Raw genomic sequence first — 17990 nt, forward strand, 5'->3', positions numbered from 1 at the left:
AAACTCCTGAAAAACTGCTGAAAGCAAATTCCGGAAAGATCGCTACGCGCTTTCCCGGAATTGCCCTCTATCAGTGGCCTTCGATCAGCGCGCCGTTCGAGGCCCAGACATAGATGGCGCTGAACAGGAACAGCCAGACCACGTCGACGAAGTGCCAGTACCAGGCGGCCGCCTCGAAGCCGAAATGCTGCTTCGGCGTGAAGTCGCCGCGCATGGCGCGCACCAGGCAGACAGCCAAGAAGATGGTGCCGATGATGACGTGGAAGCCGTGGAAGCCGGTCGCCATGAAGAAGGTGGCGCCATAGATCGATTCCTTGAACGCGAAGGGCGCGTGCATGTACTCGTAGGCCTGCACCATGGTGAACAGCATGCCGAGGCCGACGGTCAGCACAAGGCCGTTGACCAGGCCCTTGCGGTCGCCATGCAGCAGCGCGTGGTGCGCCCAGGTCACCGTCGTGCCCGACAGGAGCAGGATGATGGTGTTGTAGAGCGGCAGGTGGAAGGGATCGAGGACTTCCATGCCCTTCGGCGGCCATACGCCGCCGGTGAAGGCGGTGCGGGCGTATTGTTGCGCCTCGCCGGGGAACAGGCTGGCGTCGAAGAAGGCCCAGAACCAGGCGACGAAGAACATCACCTCGGAGGCGATGAACATGATCATGCCGTAGCGCAGATGCAGCGACACGACGCGCGTGTGGTAGCCCTCATGCGCTTCCTTGATGGTGTCCGACCACCAGGCGAACATCGTGTAGAGCACGATGATCATGCCGATGAAGAACAGCCACGGATTGGCGATGTTGTGGCCGAAGACCGGGAAGTTGCCGCCCTTCAGATACTGCATCAGGCAGACGCCGCCGATGGCGGTGACCAGCGCGCCGACCGAACCCAGGAAGGGCCAGGGGCTCGGGTTGACGAGATGGTAGTCGTGGTGTGGTTTTGCGTGCGCGTCTGCCATATCAACCCCCGAGGCTTGCTTCGGAATCTGGAACTTTTTTGCTGCTGCCAGCGGCCGGCGCCGACGAGGCGACCGGCTGTTTCTTTTCGACCGGGAACATCGTGTAGGACAGGGTAATGGTCTTCAAGTCCTTGAGTTCCGGCACGTTGACGATCTCTGGATCGACATAGAACACGACCGGCATGTCCAGCGTCTCGCCGGGCTTCAGCGTCGTGTCGGTGAAGCAGAAGCACTCCACCTTGTTGAAATAGGCGCCGGCCATTTCCGGCTGCACGTTGAACGAGGCGCGGCCGGTGATGGGGCGGTCGAACTTGTTGGTGGCGCTGTAATGCGCCTGCGTCGTCTCGCCGATCTTGATCGCCACCGAGCGGGCGACCGGCTCGAACTGCCACGGAATGCCGTTGGTGTTGGCGTCGAAGCGGATGGTGATGTCACGGTCGAGCACGCGGCCGGCATATTGCTTCTCGGCGCGCTGCGTTGTGCCGCCATAGCCGGTGACCTGGCAGAACATCTTATAGAGCGGCACGGCCGCATAGGCCATGCCGACCATACCGGTGAAGAAGGCGAGGCAGACCGCGGCGACGATGCCGTTGTTCACCTTGCGCGGCTTGCTCACGTCGCCGCTCATCAGCCGCCTCCCAACAGGCCCGAGCCGGTCAGGCTGGCGCCCTGGTGGCCGAAGCGCACGATGGTGGCGGCGTAGAAGATGACGACCAATGCCGCCAGCGCGACAGCGATGGCGATGGACCGGTTGCGGCGCGCCTTCTGCTGGCGTTCCGTCAACGTGACCAGTTCGAGCTTCTTGTCGGCCACGGTCATGCTCCCCCCATCATGAGGGCGCGCCCGACCACGCAGTCGACGAGATAGGCGGCGAAGATGGCGAAGAGATAGAGCAGCGAATAGCCGAAGAGCGCCTTGGCCGGTTTCATCGCGCGATCGTCGTCGGCCATGCCAAGCACTTTCCAGGCATACCAGACGAAGCCCGCGCCGAGGATGGCCGCGACGACGCCATAGCCGGCCGTGGTGTAGCCTAGCGCCCAGGGCAGCACGCCGACCGGCGCCAGGATCAGCGCATAGGAAAAGATCTGCCGGCGGGTCGAGGCATGGCCGGCGACGTTCGGCATCATCGGGATGCCGGCGCGGGCGTAGTCGTCGGACTTGAACAGCGCCAGCGCCCAAAAATGCGGCGGCGTCCACAGGAAGATGATCAGGAACAGGATCACGCTTTCGAGACTGACCGAGCCCGTCACCGCGGCCCAGCCGATCACCGGCGGAATGGCGCCGGCAGCACCGCCGATGACGATGTTCTGCGGCGTCCAGCGCTTCAGCCACATGGTGTAGACGACGGCATAGAAGAAGATGGTGAAGGCAAGAAGCGATGCCGACAGCCAGTTGACCAACACGCCGAGCGTCATCACCGACAGCACCGACAGCACCAGACCGAAGGTCAACGCCTCGCCCGGCGTGACGCGGCCGGCCGGCACTGGACGGGATGCCGTTCTGGTCATCACCGCGTCGATGTCGGCGTCGTACCACATGTTGAGCGCTCCAGAAGCGCCCGCGCCGATGGCGATCGCCAGGATGGCAATCATCGCCAGCAGCGGATTGATGGCCACGGGCGCGGCGACAAGGCCGACAAAGGCGGTGAAGACGACCAGCGACATGACGCGCGGCTTCAGCAGGGCGAAGTAATCGCCCGCAGTCGCTTCCGATATGGGAAAGCCCGCGTCCTTCATCAATCTGTGGTCGGCAAGGGCCATGCGTACTTAAAGTCCGTTATTCCGTTGGCCAAGACCGCCGGCTGTCCGGCGGTCTCGTAATAGGGCTGCCTTACTTGATCTTCGGCAGCTGTTCCCACTGGTGGAACGGCGGCGGCGAAGGCAGCTGCCATTCGAGCGTGGTGGCACCCTCACCCCATGGGTTGGCGCCGGCGACGCGCTTCTTCTGGAAGGCCTCGAACACGCCGTAGAGAAAGATCGCGACGCCGACGGCCGCGATATAAGAGCCGTAGGACGAGATCATGTTCCAGCCGGCGAACGCGTCAGGATAGTCGACCGTGCGGCGCGGCATGCCGGCGAGGCCGAGAAAGTGCTGCGGGAAGAAGATTAGGTTGACGCCGACAAAGGTGACCCAGAAGTGGGTGTTGGCGATCACCGGCGAGTACATGTAGCCGGTCATCTTCGGGAACCAGTAGTACCAGCCAGCGAAGATCGCGAACACGGCGCCTAGCGACAGCACGTAGTGGAAGTGGGCGATCACGAAATAGGTGTCGTGCAGCGAGCGGTCGAGGCCGGCATTGGCGAGCTGGACGCCGGTGACGCCACCGATGGTGAACAGGAAGATGAAGCCCAGCGCCCACAGCATCGGCGGCTTGAAGGAGATCGAGCCGCCCCACATGGTGGCGATCCAGGAGAAGATCTTCACGCCGGTCGGCACCGCGATGACCATGGTGGCGAACACGAAGTAACGCTGCGTGTCGAGCGACAGGCCGGTCGTGTACATGTGGTGCGCCCAGACGATGAAGCCGACCGCGCCGATCGCGACCATGGCGTAGGCCATGCCGAGATAACCGAAGACGGGCTTCTTCGAGAAGGTCGAGACGATGTGGCTGATGATGCCGAAGCCCGGCAGGATCAGGATGTACACTTCGGGGTGGCCGAAGAACCAGAACAGGTGCTGGAAGAGCAGCGGATCCCCGCCCTGGTCCGGCACGAAGAAGGCGGTGCCGAAGTTGCGGTCCGTGAGCAGCATGGTGATGCCGCCAGCCAGGACCGGCAGCGAGAGCAGGAGCAGGAAGGCGGTGATCAGCACGGCCCAGGCAAACAACGGCATCTTGTGCAGCGTCATGCCGGGAGCGCGCATGTTGAAGATGGTGGTGATGAAGTTGATGGCGCCGAGGATCGACGAGGCGCCGGCGATGTGGATCGACAGGATCGCCAGATCCATCGCAGGCCCGGGCTGGCCGGAGGTCGAGAGCGGCGGGTAGATCGTCCAGCCGCCGCCGACACCGAACGCACCCGGCGCGCTCGGCACGAACATCGAGGAGAGCAGCAGGATGAAGGCCGGAGGCAGCAGCCAGAAGGAGATGTTGTTCATGCGCGGGAAGGCCATGTCCGGCGCGCCGATCATGATCGGCACCATCCAGTTGGCGAAGCCGCCGATGAGCGCGGGCATGACCATGAAGAAGATCATGATCAGGCCGTGCGCGGCGCCGAAGGCATTGTACATGCTCTTGCCGCCGTCGATGGCGGCGTCGCCCTGCATGCCGTAGACCATCTGAGCCAGACCGCTGAAGATCTGGATGCCCGGCTCCTGCAGCTCCATGCGGATGGCGACCGAGAGCGCGCCGCCGATGATGCCGGCCATGATCGCGAAGATCAGGTAGAGCGTGCCGATGTCCTTGTGGTTGGTCGAGTAGACCCAGCGGACCCAGCCATGCGGCCTGTGGTCGCCGTGATCGTGAGCTGCAGCCTCTGCCATGTTCCGCTCCGTTCCCTAAATCTTGCTAACCCGCGGCATCAGTTGCCGGCGGCCGCTACCTTGTTGGTACCATCGATCTCGGCCATCAGCGCCTTGTTGGCGGCGGGCACGTCGGTCTTGGCCGCTTCCAGCCAGGTCTTGAACTGCGCATCGGAAACGACGCGGACCGCGATCGGCATGAAAGCGTGGTCCTTGCCGCAGAGCTGCGAGCACTGGCCGTAGTAGAGGCCCTCCTTCTCCGCCTTGAACCAGGTCTCGTTGGTGCGGCCGGGAACGGCGTCCATCTTGATACCGAAGGACGGCACGGCGAAGGAATGGATGACGTCGGTCGCGGTGATCAGCACGCGGGTCGTGGTGTTGACCGGGACAACCAGCTCGTTGTCAACCGCGAGCAGGCGCGGATAGAGGGCGCGATCCTCCTTGCCGGCCTTGGCGCGGTCGCCATCCTGCAAAACCGCCGAGTTGAAGGAGAAGGTCTTGTCGACCTGGTACTCGTAATCCCAGTTCCACTGGTTGCCGGTCGCCTTGACGGTGAGCTTGGCTTCTTCCGGCGGCGTGTATTGCGCAGTGAGCAGCTGGAAGGAGGGAATGGCGATGAGCAAGAGCACGATCACCGGCCCGACCGTCCAGATCACCTCGATCAGCGTGTTGTGACTGGTCTTTGACGGCACCGGATTGGCGCTGGCGCGGAACTTGACGATGCAGACCAGCAAAAGCACCAGCACGAGGACGGTGATCGGGACGATGAACCACATCGTGTAGTTCCCGAACCGCTCGATCTGCCGCATCATGTCGGTGGCCGGAGCCTGGAAGCTCACCTCCCATTCCCGCGGCTGGTCGGCACGGGCCGCGCGGGAAAAGAGCACGGCCGAAGCTGCCGTACCTGCCAAGAATTTAGCGCTTGCCAGGAATTTCCTCATCGCCCTCTCGTCTCCCACTTCCCGCGATCTTGTCGCACCAATAGCGGACGATGCCGGGATTGGGAATCCCGGTCTGTCCCTGGGTGGTTCAAACCATACTCTTTTTCCCTCCGCAAGAAAGGAGCGGAGGAAACCGTGCGGCATTTTTGCGCGCAGCCCGAAGGCCGTGTTCGGCGCTCGCCATGCTATATGCCGGGCGGCCCCAATTCGGGCGAATTTGCTTTGGAAAAGCACGCAATTGCCGGTATCGGGGCGCACCGGCGATGGTCTCGTCCTTTACTTGGCCCGGGCGCAGCTTAAAGTGCCGTGATTCGCAATGGAGCCGTCATGACTTCCTGGCTTTCGAGAACCTTGGCGAAGGTCGTTCTTGCCGTCGCCTTGCTCGGCGTCGGCATAGCCGTAGGCGGCGCCGCCTCGCCGAACAACGCCACGCCGCCCAGCGGCACGGTGAAGTCGACGCATGGCGCATGGTCGATCATCTGCGACACGCCGGCGGGAGCGACCTCCGAGCAATGCGTGATGATGCAGAATGTCGTCGCCGAGGATCGCCCTGAAATGGGGCTTTCGGTCGTGGTGCTGCGCACCGCCGACAACAAGGCGGAGATCCTGCGCGTGCTGGCGCCGCTCGGCGTTCTCCTGCCCAACGGCCTCGGTCTCAATGTCGACGGCAAGGATATCGGCCGCGCCTATTTCGTGCGCTGCTTCCAGGATGGCTGCTATGCCGAGGTGATCCTCGAAAAGCCGCTGCTCGACACGTTGAAGAGCGGCACCTCGGCCACCTTCATCGTCTTCCAGACGCCGGAAGAGGGCATCGGCATTCCCGTCGACCTCAAGGGCTTTGCGGAAGGCTTCGCCGCCCTACCTTGATCTTGGCGCCCACGCGCAGCGGCCGTGCCTCATGCCGAGGCGCGGCGGTGATGCGCGCTTGGCGGCCAGGAGGCTTGATGCGCGCGACGCTGTCCATTTCCATTGCAGGTCTGGCGCTTGCCTGCGCGGCCTCTGCAGCCCGGGCCGAGGATGCGGAAATCCTCCAGACGCCGGACCCCGCGACGGTTCTCGAGATCGCCAAGGGCTTCGGCTCGGCCAGGATGGACAAGGACGACAATGGCGACCCGATGATTTCCGGCCGTGTCGAGGGTGTCAAATACGTGATCTATTTCTACGGCTGCGAAGACCACGAGAACTGCAAGTCGCTGCAGTTCTCGACCGGCTACACCGATCCGCTGACCGCCGACCAGGCCAATGCCTGGAACGCAAAGTACCGCTGGGTGAAGGCCTATTCGGGCGACGGCTCGAATTTCAAGATGGATGTCAGCTTCGCCGGCGGCATCACCAGGGCCAATCTGGAGGAGCAGTTCTCCAACTGGAATGCGATGGCCGGCAACATCAAGGACTTCATCAACGGCAGGTGACGGCGTCGCAATCGCCGGCTTCATCTCGTTGGCGATTGTGCGACGGCAGCTTCGCGCCTACATCCGTTGCAAGATTTGTTTCCACGAATGGAATTTGCCATGAACAGCCTGATCGGCCAATTCGATATTTCCGATGATCGCGTCAAGGAGATCGTCACCGAGACCATCAAGGGCGCCGACGACGGCGAGCTGTTCCTCGAATACAGCGAGAGCGAGGCGCTGATGTTCGACAATGGCCGGCTGAAGACGGCCAATTTCAACACCGATCAGGGATTCGGCCTGCGCGCCGTGGCCGGCGAGGCCAGCGGCTATGCGCATTCCAGCGATCTTTCCGAAGCCTCGCTGCTGCGCGCCGCCGATGCCGTCTCGGCGGTCAAGGGCGGCTATTCCGGCACGCTTGCCGGCGCGCCGGCCCGCACCAACCGCCACCTCTATGGCGACGAGAACCCCATCCCCTCGCCTTCCTTCGAGGCCAAAGCCAAGCTGCTGCAGGAGATCGACGGCTGGCTGCGCGCAAAGGATCCGCGCGTGCGCCAGGTGACGGCCTCGCTCGCCGCATCCTGGCAGCATGTCGAGGTCGTGCGCGGCGACGGCCAGATCGTGCGCGACATCCGCCCGCTGGTCAGGATCAACGTCTCGGTCGTGGTCGGCAGCGGCGACCGGCAGGAGAGCGGCTCCTACGGGATGGGCGGCCGCAAGAGCTTCGGCGAGTTCGTCAGCGAGGAAAGCTGGAAGCATGCGGCCAGCGAGGCTCTCCGGCAAGCGCTGGTCAATCTCGAGGCCGTTCCAGCGCCCGCCGGGACGTTTGACATCGTGCTCTCCAGCGGCTGGCCGGGCGTGATGCTGCATGAAGCGGTCGGCCACGGACTGGAGGGCGATTTCAACCGCAAGAAGACATCGGCCTTCGCCGGCCTGATGGGCCAACAGGTGGCGGCGAAGGGCGTCACGGTGGTTGACGACGGCACCATCCCCGAGCGGCGCGGCTCGCTCACCGTCGACGACGAAGGAACGCCGTCGGCGCGCAACGTGCTGATCGAGGACGGCAAGCTCGTCGGTTATATGCAGGACCGCCAGAACGCCCGGCTGATGGGCATGAAGGCGACCGGCAACGGAAGGCGCGAGGGCTATGCGCACCAGCCGATGCCGCGCATGACCAACACCTACATGACCGCGGGCGACATGCAGCCGGAAGAGATCATCGCTTCGGTCAAGAACGGCATCTACGCCGTCTCCTTCGGCGGCGGCCAGGTCGACATCACGTCCGGCAAATTCGTGTTCGGCTGCACCGAAGCCTATATGATCGAGAACGGCAAGGTGACGCAGCCGATCAAGGGCGCGATGCTGATCGGCAACGGTCCGGACGCCATGCACCGCGTCAGCATGGTCGGCAACGACATGAAGCTCGACACCGGCATCGGCATGTGCGGCAAGGCCGGACAGGGCGTGCCGGTGGGCGTCGGCCAGCCGCATCTGCGGATGAACCAGATGACCGTGGGCGGCACCAGGGTTTGAGGTTCGAGCCAATATATGACTTGAATTCGGCGCTCACGCCATCTATCTTACCTTTGTCTTACATAGGTAAGTGCCATGTCTGCTTCTGAAAAGCTCACGACCACAGTCTCGACCAAGGGGCAGGTGATTCTGCCCAGCGCCATCCGGAAACGGAGAGAGTGGAGCGCTGGAACGCGGCTTGAAGTTCAGGAAACGTCGGAAGGCGTACTTTTGAAGCTGGCGCCCGCATTCGCGGCGACGCAGCCGAAAGACGTGTTCGGCTCCTTGCCATCCCGCGGCGCGCCGAAGACATTGGAAGAAATGGACGCGGGCGTCCTCGCCGAAGCACGGCGGCGCCATGCTCGCGATTGATACGAATGTTGTTGTTCGCTACCTGACGAACGACCACCCCGAACAATCTGAGCGCGCCCGGCGGTTGATCGACGGTCAACAGGTCTTTGCGGCCGTCACAGTGATCCTGGGAACCGAGTGGGTGCTACGCAGCGCCTATGGCTATGACCGGCCTGATATCGTCAGGGCACTGCGGAAGTTCGGCGGGCTTCCTACGGTCGAGATCGAAGATGCCCCTGTTGTCGCTTCAGCGCTCGATCTGGTCGAGGCGGGCGTTGATTTCGCGGATGCGCTGCATCTGGGTAAATCAACCCACTGTACCGGCTTTGCAACCTTTGACCGCAATTTCGTAAAAGCTGCAAAGGCGGCTGGGTCTGAAGGTGTGCGGGAGGCATGAAGCCAGCCGCGGTCGGGACTATGACCTCGCCGCAGTGTCCGCCAGGTTGATGCTCGCATTCCGACTTGAAGGCAGCCTCCACCTTGAAGTGAACACAATCGTGTTAGGACATTATTAATTGTTTAATTGGCCAGGCTGGCGTTTGCGCGTTAGCCTGTCACCAGTCTCCTCGTTGCGGTGGTGTTGGCAGTGAAGCGATCCCCTCACGTCCTGACTTCTTCCTTCCTGTTTGGCCTTGTTTCGTCGGTTGGTGTTTCATCGTTCTGTGTCAGCCCTTCGGCGGCGCAGTCGTCGCTGTTCAAGCTAGCGTCGACACGACCTGTCGCCAGTTCCGCCACGGTCGGTGCAAGTACCAGCGTCCCTTATGGGTGGCTCGACTTCTGTCATCGCCGGCCGAAAGAATGCAAGGTGCCTGCGCTGCCGGCCACCAGCGTAAAGCTGACCGCGCAAAACATGAGCATCCTCAAGCGGGTCAACCAGAAGGCGAACCGCTCCATCAAGCCCGTCAGCAACTACGATCACTGGGGCACGATGATGGACCACTGGGACTATCCCGTGGACGGCAAGGGCGATTGCAAGATCTACGCGCTCTACAAGCGCAAGCTTCTTCAGGAAGCAGGATTTCCCCGGCAGGCATTGCTGATGACGGTGGTTCGCGACCTGCACAACGAGGGCCACACCATCCTGACGGTGAAAACCGACAAGGGCGATCTCGTGCTAGACAATCTGGTCGACGAGGTTAGGCCGTGGAACGCGACCGGCTATTATTTCCTGAAGCGGCAGTCGCAGCAGAACCCGAACACCTGGGTTTCGATCAACCAGCGTGGCGGCACGGCAAAGCGGCTATCGCCGAGCTCATAGGCCGAATAGTCCCCCTGTCCCGTGCAGCCAGCATCGGCTGAAGCGCCGCGAGCCAGCGATCTCTTGATTTGCAGGCGATGAGCCAGGAAACTCCGGCCTATCGACGGAGAATTGCTGTCCAACCCCTGCCGCTACTGCTTGCAGGGCGGCTCGCCCGGGTTGCCGCAGGCGAATTTCTTGTTGTTACCTTGCGGCGGTTGTTCCTTCGGCTGTTGTGGCAGACGCCGCTCCTGAGCGTTGGAATTCTCCTGAAGCTCGAGCTGGCGCTGCACATTCTCGTTCGGCCGGTTGACCTTGAAGTTGCGCTGGACGTTGGCTTCGGGGCCAACGGAACCTTCCTCGTTCTGCGGCCTGCGGAACTTCCTGGCCCCGTCGTTCCCGCCGGCGGAGCCCTGATTCTCGCCGAAGAAGACATCCGGATTGTTCTTCCTAAGCCGCTTCTGCATACTCGGCTCATTGTCGGCCGGCGCACCATTGACGGTCGGCAGTCTGCGGAACTTCTTGACGTTCCCGTCGATCGAGCTCTGGTCGGAGAACACGTCCGGATTGTTCTTCCTGAGCCGCTTCTGCATACTCGGCCCATTGTCGGCCGGCGCACCATTGACAGTCGGCAGTCTGCGGAACTTCTTGACGTTCCCGTCGATCGAGCCCTGGTCGGAGAACACGTCCGGATTGTTCTTCCTCAGGTCCTTCTGCACGCTCGGCCGGTTGTCAGCCGGCTCACCATTGACGGTCGGCAGCTTGCCGAATTTCCTGACTTTGTTGTTTCTGTTGGCCGAGCCTTGATCGCCTGGTTCAACTATGGACTGGCCGGCTGACAAATCCTTGCGCGTCAGCCTTTTCGGCTTGCCGTTGCCCTGGTCGGACAACGCATTCGGATTGTTCTTCCTGAATTTTTCCTGTGCGCTCACCCCGTTATCGGCCGGCAAGCCGTTGACGGTCGGCAGCCTGCGGAATTTCTTGCCCTTCTGCTGATCCGTGCCCTGCTCTCCAGTCGCCGCGGTGCCGGCATTTCCCGTCGGCTGCTGGCCCACGATGCCCTGCTTGCCAAGCAGCCTCCTCGACCTGTCGTTGGGCAGATTCTGGCCGTTGAGCACAGGCTTGCCATTGACGAGCGGCAGCGTTTTGCCATCGGCTCCCGGCAAGGCGTGGTCGGTTCCGAGCTTGCGGGTGGACAGGTTCTTCGACAGCGGAGCGGCAGCACCAGGCTGCTGGCCCTGCGCCACACCCTGGCCGGGCTTCAGCGGCAAGGCGCCCTGATTCTGGTTGAACTGGGCCTGACCGGATACGGCCGCCCTCTTCTTCAAGAGCGGCGGCAGCGCGACCCTGGCCGCCAGCGTCGCGCCGGCACCGATGGCAGCTCCGGTCATTTTCTGGCCGGTGGTGAGGCCGCCCTCTGCATTGCCGTTTGGCTGCCCGGCCTGATTGGCGGTCTCGTTGCGGATCGTGGTGTTATTGATGTTGTTGATGACGGTCGTGTTGTGGATGTTGTTGAAAATGATGTTATCCGGCGGCGGCACGATGTCGCGTGGCGGCCTGACCCAGACCGGCACGGGGACGAAGACCGGCGTCGGCAGGACGTAAACATCGACCGGCGGCGGAGGCGGCGGCAGCACGACAAAATCCGGCGGCGGAGGCGGCAGGAATATCACGTCGACCGGCGGCGGAGGCTCGAAATCGAAATCGGGATCGTCGAAATAGAGCACCGGCCTATCGATATAGACGATTTCGTCCTCCGGTGGCGGCGGCACATCGTACACGATAACTGTGAAGCTCGCCGGTGGCTCGAGCTCGGCGTCGAAATGCTCCAGCCGGCGCCGTGCGTCCCAGGCGTGCGGCCCGTGCGGATAGCGTTCGAGATAGGACCAATAGGCCTCGGGCGTGTCCCGCAGCCACGTTTCACGCCAGGTGATCGCCTCGCGCCGCGCCGCGATGATGGCGCGCACGCGTTTGGCCATTGGGTCGTGCGGATAGGCGACGATGAAATCCTCGTAGCCGCGCATCGTGTCGCGATCGAGTGCCGCGAGATAGGCGTCGTGCGCATTGAAGTCGCGGATCGCCCTGGTCCGGTTGGTCCGTTCTTCGGCCTCGGAAACCTTCGGCGGCGGCGCGTCCGGAGCGCGCTCGAAGAAGACGAAAGGCGCATCGACCTTCGAGACATTCCACGGGATTTCGGCGCCTTGCGTCACCTCGTTGACGCGCAGCCGCGTGCGGTCGAAAACCTCATCGAGCGACAAGCCGCCGTCGCGCATCATCTCGGCGAGCGCCTGGGCATAGGCGCCGTATGGGCCCTTGCCTTCCGGCGCAACCGTTCCGGGAGCGGCGTTGAACGCGATCAGCATATTGGGGTCGGGGTCGACCAGCGCCAGCCCGCTGGCCAGCGGCTGGCTCATTTTGGGGAGGGCATTCGGCCGGGCCGCGTCGAGGACGACTATATTAACCTTCGTCGGCAGTCCGGCCAGCGACTTGGTAATGTCGGAGAGCCGCATGGCCTGGAGCGGCACGTCGGCCGGATTGGCGATCTGGGCATCGACCGGCAAGAAGTAGTTCTCGCCTTCGAACTGCACGCCACGGCCGGCGAGGTACACGAAAACGGTAGCGTCCGGACCGGCGGCGGAAACTTTCGCAAGGAAATCACGCAGCGCGCCACGCAGCGATTCCTGGTCGACATCGCGCGCGCCGACCACATCGAACCCGGCTGCCTGCAGGGTCTGCGCGATCAGACCGGCGTCGTTCGCGGAGGTGACCAGCGCATCGGACGGATAGGCGGCGTTGCCGATGACGAAAGCGAGACGTTTCTGCTGTTGCGCGAGCACACCGGTCGCGGACGCGACGGTGAACGCGATGAGAAGAACGAGAAGACCGATGACTTTCCGAAGCGAGAGCATAGCAATTCGCCATCCTTGTTCGCCATCCATCCCAAGCGATAACGCCGGGGAGGCAGGAATGTTTCCCTAACAGCGAAATTAAGGTCCGGCAAAAAGGCGGCTTTAGGGCGCGATTTCACCGAAAGAACAGAGACTTCACAATTTTTCCAGCGAACCTCCGCCAGTCGACTAGCGCCGCCGCTTCCGCTTCTCCAGCAAGGCCACGGCCTCGACATGCGGCGACCACAGGAACTGGTCGATCGGGATGACACTTTTCAGCGTGTAGCCGCCGTCGAGAAGGATGCGCAAATCCCGTGCCAGCGTCACCGGATTGCAGGAGACGGCCGCGACCAGCGGCACGTTGGAGCGGGCGATCTGTTTCGACTGATCCTCGGCGCCGGCGCGCGGCGGGTCGAAGACCAGGCCGTCGAAGGCGTTCAACTCCTTGAAGGTCAGCGGCCTGCGGAACAGGTCGCGGCGTTCGCTGGTCACCCGCCTCAGGCCGGTGGCGAAGCGGTAGGCGCGATCGAGCGCGGCAAGTGCCGCGGCTTCGCCTTCGACGGCATGAACCTCGGATTTCGCCGCCAGCCGAAGCGCGAAGCTGCCGCAGCCGGCAAACAGGTCCGCGACCTTCTTCGCGCGCGACAGATGCTGGCCGACGAGACCGGCCATCGCCTGCTCGGCGGCTTCCGTCGCCTGCAGGAAGGCGCCGGGCGGCACGGCGACGGCGACCGGTCCGAACTGCACCACCGGCTTCTTCGGCTCGACGACGATCTCGCCATCGACGGACAGCCTGGCCAGGCCCTCGGCCATGACGAAGTTGGAGGCGATGCGGCGCTGGTGGTCGCCAAGCTTGCCGGCATCATGAACCGCAATGTCGAGGCCGGAAGCAGTGACGGTCACCGTCATATGAAACGCTTTCGGCGTGGCGCAGACCAATCCGGCCAGGACGCGCAACTTATCGAGCGCCGCGACGATCGCCGGAAGCGAGATCGGGCATTCCTCGATCGGGATGATCTCCGACGACAGCGCGCGCACGAAGCCGAGCAGCATGCCGGCCTCGGTGCGCCTGGCACTGAAGGTGACACGGCGGCGGCTGTGCGGCGCGCACGGCACCAGCGCGGCGACCTCGCAAGCGATACCCTTGGCCTTCAGCGCCTGCACGACTTTTTCGCGCTTCCATTCCTGATAGGCTGCGGGCTCGTAGTGCTGCAGCGCGCAGCCGCCGCATTCGGTGAAATGACGGCAAGCGGGGTCGATCCTGAGCGGGGAGGCTTCCAGCACCGACACCAGGGTGGCGCGGTCCTTCTGGCGCGCGGCGGTGACCGTCTCGCCCGGCAGCGTGAACGGGACGAAAACCTCCCCGCCCTCGGCATTGGCGATGCCGTCGCCCTGGGAGCCCAGCCTGGCGATGGTGAAGCGTGCGCTCATCGCAACGGTCCTGCGTCCTTGATGCCAGTGAGCAAGAACTCGCGGTTGCCGTCGCCGCCTTCGATCGGCGACGGGTGAAGTCCCAGCACGCGCCAGCCGATAATGCCGGCGAGCCAATCGCGCAGATTCCCGGCAATGCGCTCGGCATCGCCTGGATCCTTCAGCATGCCGCCCTTGCCGATCGCCTCGCGGCCGGCCTCGAATTGCGGCTTGACCAGAAGGACTGCCCTGGCGCCCTCGCCCGCCAGCTCAAGCGCCGGCGGCAGCGCCAGCTTCAGCGAGATGAAGGAGACATCGCAGACAAGGAAATCGGCAACGCGGCCGCCGAGATCGGCTGCCGTCAAATCTCGGGCGTTCAGCCCTTCGATCACCGTCACGCGCGGGTCGCCGGCAATATCGGGATGGATCTGGCCGTGGCCGACATCGATCGCCGTGACATGCGCCGCGCCTCGTTTCAGCAGCACCTGGGTGAAGCCGCCGGTTGAAGCGCCGATATCGAGCGCCTCGCTGCCGGAAGGATCGAGGCCGAAATGGTCGAGGCCGGCGATCAGCTTCAATGCCGCGCGCGAAACATAGGCCTGGGCCGGATCGTCGATGGCGACCACGCAGTCCGGTGCAACGGGCTGGCCGGGCTTGCGGGCAATTGTGCCGTCAACCGTCACCGTGCCGCGCTCGATCGCGTCGCGGGCGCGTGAGCGGCTGGCAAACAGGCCGCGCCCGACGAGCAATTCATCGAGCCGCTGGCGCTGGCTTAATGGCAATGGGGAATTCATCGGCCTTCATTGGCGAAAGCCAAGCGCTAACGCAATGGGTTTGAATACCGCGCAAGAGACTGCAGAATGCCGCCACGCGGGCTGTCGATCGGAGGAGTCGATGCTGAAGGGGACCTGTCATTGCGGCGCTGCCCACTGGACGCTGGAAGGCGATCCCGGCGGAATCACCGCCTGCAACTGCACGCTTTGCCGCCGCTACGGCACGCTCTGGGCGTATGACTATCTCGACGAGCGCATCCGCATCGGGGGACAGCTGAAGTCCTACACACGCGCCGAGGTGGCCGAGCCCGCGCTGGAGATCCTGTTCTGCCCGACCTGCGCCTGCGTCCTCGCCTGGCGCGGCCTGCGTTCCAGCAAAAGCGGCCGCACGCGCGTCGCCGTCAATGTCAGGCTGGCGCCGCCCGAGGAGGTTGCCGACCTGCCGATCGACCATTTCGATGGCCTGGACACATTCGACGACCTGCCGCGCGACGGGCGCTGCGTGCGCGACCTGTGGTTCTAAAAAACGGTTCGGGAGACGCGGCGCTCGACGGCCGGTGTCAGGCCGTCATTGCCGGAGGCTTCCTTGCGCGGCGGTTCAACCGGAGTGGGTGCGACGGGCGTAGCATCCGGCAGCACGACGAGTTGAGGCCTCTGCTTGTAGGAGAAGCCGCCGCGGATGCTGCCCATCTTGCCGGCGACGATGTCCATCGCCGCCTTTTCGATATTGCGGTCGTAACGCGTTTCGGCTGTCGCCGGCGCGGCCATGGCGGCCAGCAAGGCCGTGCCGCAAAGGAACGACTTCATTGTTCTTATCCCCTGCCTAGAGCGTTTCACCGTTTCAGTGAAACGGCGAACCGCTCTATCCCTTTGTTTTTACGCAATTCCGGGCGGAAAACCGCTCACACTTTTCCTGGAATTGCTCTGGGGCCAAGGTCTTAGCAGGGCGCCGTTGAAAATCGGCCAAGAGACAGGGTAAGCGAACCGCCAAACGGAAGCCTTAACAAAAGCTTACGGCCGGAAGCCGGCAAACCGATTCAGCGTGTTGAAGTCCTGATTCAGGCGCGCTGCGCCTGCACGCCATGGCCGAGCGTCGCGAAGACCGTGCGCACGATTCCCGCCGAATCCAGGCCGGCGTCGGCATACATCTTCTCGGGCTTGGCATGGTCGGTGAACACGTCCGGCAGCACCAGCGGGCGCACCTTGAGGCCGCTTTCCAGCAGGCCTTCATGGGCGAGGAAATGCAAGACCTGGCTGGCGAAGCCGCCGATAGCGCCCTCCTCCACGGTCACCAGCACTTCATGCGAACGGGCGAGCCGGCGGACCATATCCTCATCCAGCGGCTTGGCGAAGCGGGCGTCGGCGACGGTGGTGGAGAGGCCCGCGGCGCCGAGCTCCTCGGCAGCCAACAGGCAGTCCTGCAGCCGCGTGCCGAAGGAAAGCAGTGCGACCTTGGTCCCTTCCTTGATGATGCGGCCCTTGCCGATCTCGAGAACCGAGCCGCGCTCCGGCATGTCGACGCCGACGCCGTTGCCGCGCGGATAGCGGAAGGCGATCGGACCGTCATCATAGGACGCCGCCGTGCGCACCATATGGCGAAGCTCCGCCTCGTCGGCCGCGGCCATGACGACGAAGCCCGGCAGTGTCGCGAGAAAGGTCGTGTCGAAGGCGCCGCAATGGGTGGCGCCGTCGGCGCCAACGAAGCCGGCGCGATCGATGGGAAAACGCACCGGCAGCTTCTGGATCGCCACATCGTGCACGACCTGGTCGTAGGCGCGCTGCAGGAAGGTCGAATAGATGGCGGCGAAGGGCTTGTAGCCTTCGGTGGCCAGCCCCGCGGCGAAGGTCACCGCATGCTGCTCGGCGATGCCGACATCGAAGGTCCGCTTCGGGAACACCTCGCCGAACAGGTCGAGGCCGGTGCCGCTCGGCATGGCGGCGGTGATGGCGACGATGCGCTCGTCCTCGCGCGCTTCCTGGATCAGGCTCTCGGCGAAGACCTTGGTGTAGGCGGGTGCGTTGGCCGGCGCCTTGGCCTGCGCGCCGGTGATGACGTCGAACTTGTTGACGCCGTGATATTTGTCGGCCGCGGCCTCCGCCGGCGCATAGCCCTTGCCCTTCTGGGTCACGACATGGATCAGCACCGGGCCTTTGCCGTTGTCGCGCACATTCTTCAGCACGGGGATCAGATGCTCCAGATTGTGTCCGTCGATCGGGCCGATGTGGTAGAAGCCGAGTTCCTCGAACAGCGTTCCGCCGGTCACATAGCCGCGCGCATGCTCGACGGCGCGGGTGATGGCGCGGTCGGCGCGCTTGCCGAGATAGGATGTCAGCTTCTTGCCGAAATCGCGCAAGCCCAGATAGGCCTTGCCGGAGGCAAGCCTGGCCAGATAAGCGCTCATGGCGCCGGTCGGTGGCGCGATCGACATGTCGTTGTCGTTGAGAATGACGATGAGGCGAGCATCCAGCGCGCCGGCATTGTTCAGCGCCTCGAAGGCCATGCCGGCCGACATCGAGCCGTCGCCGATGACGGAAATGACATTGTTGCGGCCACCCGACAGGTCGCGTCCCGTGGCCATGCCGAGACCGGCCGAAATCGAGGTCGAGGAATGCGCGGCGCCGAACGGATCGTATTCGCTCTCGGCCCGCCGGGTGAAACCGGAGAGGCCGCCTTCCTGGCGCAGCGTGCGGATGCGGTCGCGGCGGCCGGTCAGGATCTTGTGCGGATAGGCCTGGTGGCCGACGTCCCAGATCAGCCGGTCGTCCGGCGTGTTGAAGACATAATGCAACGCAACCGTCAGCTCGACGACGCCGAGGCCGGCGCCGAGATGGCCGCCCGTCTGCGACACGGCGTCGATGAGCTCGGCGCGGAGTTCGGCGGCAAGCTGCGGTAGCGCGCTCTCATCGAGCGTCCGCAGGTCCGCGGGAATGCGAACCTTGTCGAGCAGCGGCGTGTCTGGCTTCACTCGGGCGCGTCCTGCCTCAATCGATCGAACACGGCGCTACCAGCAGATTGCGCCATAATCATGCGCGGCATAGGCCGCCGCCGGGCGAATGTAAATGCGCGCCAGTGACG

Annotated in this window: 18 protein-coding genes; 7 read left to right on the forward strand and 11 right to left on the reverse strand. The window is 63.8% G+C overall.

The features are described 5' to 3' along the window. Positions 1-70 precede the first annotated feature (70 nt). The 6 genes from EJ069_RS16560 to coxB all read right to left on the reverse strand — a co-directional run bounded on the left by EJ069_RS16560 (position 71) and on the right by coxB (position 5352). On the reverse strand, positions 71-952 hold the full coding sequence (locus tag EJ069_RS16560) for a cytochrome c oxidase subunit 3 (RefSeq protein WP_126062210.1): 882 nt from the start codon (positions 950-952) through the stop codon (positions 71-73). A 1-nt stretch (position 953) separates the two neighbouring features. Further along, positions 954-1580: a cytochrome c oxidase assembly protein gene (locus EJ069_RS16565; protein WP_126062211.1), complete on the reverse strand. Its 627-nt coding sequence runs from the start codon at positions 1578-1580 to the stop codon at positions 954-956. Further along, a complete protein-coding gene (locus EJ069_RS16570; RefSeq protein WP_112125881.1) occupies positions 1580-1771 on the reverse strand; it encodes a hypothetical protein in 192 nt (63 codons plus the stop codon). Before EJ069_RS16570 ends, EJ069_RS16565 begins: the two co-directional genes overlap by 1 nt. Next, positions 1768-2712, reverse strand: coding sequence for a heme o synthase (locus EJ069_RS16575; RefSeq protein ID WP_126062212.1), 945 nt, complete (start codon positions 2710-2712; stop codon positions 1768-1770). Before EJ069_RS16575 ends, EJ069_RS16570 begins: the two co-directional genes overlap by 4 nt. A 70-nt stretch (positions 2713-2782) precedes the next feature. Then, positions 2783-4432 (reverse strand): cytochrome c oxidase subunit I, encoded by a 1650-nt coding sequence (gene ctaD / locus EJ069_RS16580; RefSeq protein ID WP_126062213.1) that lies wholly within the window; start codon positions 4430-4432, stop codon positions 2783-2785. Positions 4433-4470: 38 nt separating this feature from the next. Beyond that, the gene (coxB, locus tag EJ069_RS16585; RefSeq protein ID WP_126062214.1) at positions 4471-5352 is read right to left on the reverse strand and encodes a cytochrome c oxidase subunit II; all 882 of its coding nucleotides are present in this window, start codon (positions 5350-5352) and stop codon (positions 4471-4473) included. Positions 5353-5679: 327 nt separating this feature from the next. Between coxB and EJ069_RS16590 the strand changes: the two genes are divergently transcribed. The 6 genes from EJ069_RS16590 to EJ069_RS16615 all read left to right on the forward strand — a co-directional run bounded on the left by EJ069_RS16590 (position 5680) and on the right by EJ069_RS16615 (position 9864). Then, the gene (locus EJ069_RS16590; protein ID WP_126062215.1) at positions 5680-6219 is read left to right on the forward strand and encodes an invasion associated locus B family protein; all 540 of its coding nucleotides are present in this window, start codon (positions 5680-5682) and stop codon (positions 6217-6219) included. A 77-nt stretch (positions 6220-6296) separates the two neighbouring features. Continuing rightward, a complete protein-coding gene (locus EJ069_RS16595) occupies positions 6297-6764 on the forward strand; it encodes a YbjN domain-containing protein (protein ID WP_189476425.1) in 468 nt (155 codons plus the stop codon). A gap of 99 nt (positions 6765-6863) precedes the next feature. After that, positions 6864-8276, forward strand: a complete 1413-nt coding sequence (gene tldD, locus EJ069_RS16600) for a metalloprotease TldD (protein WP_126062217.1) — start codon at positions 6864-6866, stop codon at positions 8274-8276. Between the two features lie 75 nt (positions 8277-8351). After that, positions 8352-8627: an AbrB/MazE/SpoVT family DNA-binding domain-containing protein gene (locus EJ069_RS16605; protein ID WP_126062218.1), complete on the forward strand. Its 276-nt coding sequence runs from the start codon at positions 8352-8354 to the stop codon at positions 8625-8627. After that, positions 8614-9003, forward strand: a complete 390-nt coding sequence (locus EJ069_RS16610) for a type II toxin-antitoxin system VapC family toxin (RefSeq protein ID WP_126062219.1) — start codon at positions 8614-8616, stop codon at positions 9001-9003. Before EJ069_RS16605 ends, EJ069_RS16610 begins: the two co-directional genes overlap by 14 nt. Before the next feature lie 189 nt (positions 9004-9192). Then, positions 9193-9864, forward strand: coding sequence for a transglutaminase-like cysteine peptidase (locus EJ069_RS16615; RefSeq protein WP_189341595.1), 672 nt, complete (start codon positions 9193-9195; stop codon positions 9862-9864). Between the two features lie 131 nt (positions 9865-9995). On the opposite strand, the gene EJ069_RS16620 is transcribed toward EJ069_RS16615, so the two are convergent. The 3 genes from EJ069_RS16620 to EJ069_RS16630 form a co-directional block, all read right to left on the reverse strand. Further along, positions 9996-12752, reverse strand: coding sequence for a caspase domain-containing protein (locus EJ069_RS16620; RefSeq protein WP_126062220.1), 2757 nt, complete (start codon positions 12750-12752; stop codon positions 9996-9998). Between the two features lie 168 nt (positions 12753-12920). Continuing rightward, positions 12921-14162 carry a class I SAM-dependent RNA methyltransferase gene (locus EJ069_RS16625; protein WP_126062221.1) on the reverse strand — a complete coding sequence of 414 codons (1242 nt, stop codon included), beginning with the start codon at positions 14160-14162 and terminating at the stop codon, positions 12921-12923. Beyond that, positions 14159-14935, reverse strand: coding sequence for a TlyA family RNA methyltransferase (locus tag EJ069_RS16630; protein WP_126062222.1), 777 nt, complete (start codon positions 14933-14935; stop codon positions 14159-14161). Before EJ069_RS16630 ends, EJ069_RS16625 begins: the two co-directional genes overlap by 4 nt. A gap of 100 nt (positions 14936-15035) precedes the next feature. Between EJ069_RS16630 and EJ069_RS16635 the strand changes: the two genes are divergently transcribed. Then, a complete protein-coding gene (locus tag EJ069_RS16635; RefSeq protein WP_126062223.1) occupies positions 15036-15437 on the forward strand; it encodes a GFA family protein in 402 nt (133 codons plus the stop codon). Here the strand turns inward: EJ069_RS16635 and EJ069_RS16640 are convergent. Beyond that, on the reverse strand, positions 15434-15721 hold the full coding sequence (locus tag EJ069_RS16640; protein WP_126062224.1) for a hypothetical protein: 288 nt from the start codon (positions 15719-15721) through the stop codon (positions 15434-15436). The two genes, EJ069_RS16635 and EJ069_RS16640, sit on opposite strands and share 4 nt — an antisense overlap. A 251-nt stretch (positions 15722-15972) precedes the next feature. Then, complete coding sequence (gene dxs / locus EJ069_RS16645) at positions 15973-17880, reverse strand: 1-deoxy-D-xylulose-5-phosphate synthase (protein WP_126062225.1); 1908 nt, start codon at positions 17878-17880, stop codon at positions 15973-15975. Positions 17881-17990 lie beyond the last annotated feature (110 nt).

The organism is Mesorhizobium sp. M2A.F.Ca.ET.043.05.1.1 (assembly GCF_003952445.1).
Lineage (GTDB): Bacteria > Pseudomonadota > Alphaproteobacteria > Rhizobiales > Rhizobiaceae > Mesorhizobium.